The organism is Maribacter sp. 4U21, from assembly GCF_002742365.1.
GTDB lineage: Bacteria > Bacteroidota > Bacteroidia > Flavobacteriales > Flavobacteriaceae > Maribacter.
In genome coordinates this window covers 1-344 of record NZ_MDGN01000003.1, presented here as the reverse complement: position 1 = coordinate 344, position 344 = coordinate 1, and the positions used below count along the sequence as shown (strand labels likewise).

At 45.9% G+C, this 344-nt stretch carries 1 protein-coding gene; it reads left to right on the top strand.

Going from position 1 to position 344, the window contains the following annotated elements:
* The coding region (locus tag BFP77_RS00830) for a PKD domain-containing protein (RefSeq protein WP_143751809.1) at positions 1 to 344 on the top strand (344 nt) is incomplete at both ends.

Below are 344 nucleotides of genomic sequence, written 5' to 3'. Positions count from 1 at the left end.
TGTAATGCAGGGTGAAGCACCGCTTGAGGTTAACTTTACGGGCGACCAATCTACCGATGACGATGTTGTAGTCGGCTATGCTTGGGATTTTGGTGATGGAACAAGTTCTACTCTAGCCAATCCGGCACATACCTTTACTGTGGCCGATACCTACACTGTTGTATTGACTGTTACGGATGAAGCTGGTTTAACAGATACTGCGAGCGTAACTATTGTAGCTACCAGGGCAAATGGAGCACCAATAGCTGTAGCTACTGCAGATGTTACGGAAGGCGAAGCTCCTTTAGAGGTGAGTTTTACGGGAAATCAATCTACGGATGATGTAGGTATTGTTACCTATGCTT